The organism is Pseudomonas sp. NPDC089408, from assembly GCF_044749445.1.
In the GTDB taxonomy this organism is placed as follows: Bacteria; Pseudomonadota; Gammaproteobacteria; order Pseudomonadales; family Pseudomonadaceae; genus Aquipseudomonas.
Window position 1 is genome coordinate 1 of record NZ_JBIVHY010000039.1, and the last position, 1,184, is coordinate 1,184.

The following is a 1,184-nucleotide window of genomic DNA, read 5'->3' on the forward strand; positions in this document are numbered from 1 at the left end:
TGTGGGAGATTCTATGGTTTTCAACAAGCCGGTTTGACCCCTTTGGTGGTGTATTCGTCCTGATTCTTCATCAGGGCGAATGCCACCCTTGCTAGCTTCCTGGCAAGGATTACCAATGCCTGCGTCGTTGCTTTTCCGTTGTTCAGGTGCCGCTTATATTCCCCGTTCCACGCGGGCGACTTGCTGGCTGCCATCGCTGCGTTGTGCAACAAGCGACGGATCTCTGAGCAACCTCGTTTTGTAAGGCAACGCCGTCCATTCTTCTGCCCGGAATCGCTGACACGTAGATCCATCCCCAAGAAGGCGATGTATGAATCACTGCACTTGAACTCACCCCTCGTAAAAGCCATTACCAGCGCTGTGGCGGTGAGAAAACCAATGCCCTCTACTGCCTGGCAGCGAGCGACTTGTTCGTGTAAGCCAGCCTCTCGCAGCACGTCTTTAATCTTCTTTTGGATCAACTGATCCAGTCGATCTATCGATCTCACAAAAGTATTGAACGCGGTTTTCAGGAGGCCCTCATTAGCCCAGCTCTGGGTCATTGCAGTGCGCGCACTCACCAAGGCAGCTCTGCGCCGCAGGAGGCTCTGAAGCTTGCCGTAGACGGCGGGCGGCGGGCTCCAAGGGCGAAGATCCTCACCTTCGTTTTTCAGAAAGCGGGACAGCAACCTAGCGTCGGACGGGTCGGTTTTCACCCGTCCTCCAACACTTTTCCGGTAGTTGCTCAGTTGAAAGCCATCGATGATATAAACCTCGAAGCCCTGACGATGAGCCAGCTCAACCAAGTCCAGGTGATAGACATTTGTCGCCTCAACAGCAATAGCTGTGTTGAGTGGTTGCTGCCTCAGCCATTTCTTGATTTCGAGTTTGGAATTTTTCAGCCTGACGATCTCATCGCGCTCATCGTGATGGATAACCAGCTCAGCTTTTGCGACATCCGCACCCACAATCAACTTGCCTACCTGCATTGCCATAGGTGACTCCTCACGATATGGTTTTTCAGCTTGAAGGGGTTTCACCAAGAGGCGCTGGCTTGCTTCTATCGTCGCTTGCAAACGATGCATTCTTTATCGGCGCTTTGGTGGAAGGGGTGGGGCGATATCTCCCACGGTCTGTACTGCTGTGAACAGTCAGAATCGGCTTTTTCGTCCCACCACCCCTTCAAGTATCACCATACAAGCGGC

General features: G+C 53.0%; 1 protein-coding gene. It reads right to left on the bottom strand.

Annotated elements, in window-relative coordinates; all coding sequences use genetic code 11:
* Positions 1 to 20: 20 nt before the first annotated feature.
* Positions 21 to 974 (bottom strand): IS110 family transposase, encoded by a 954-nt coding sequence (locus ACIP02_RS27310; RefSeq protein WP_400622928.1) that lies wholly within the window; start codon positions 972 to 974, stop codon positions 21 to 23.
* Positions 975 to 1,184: the final 210 nt, after the last annotated feature.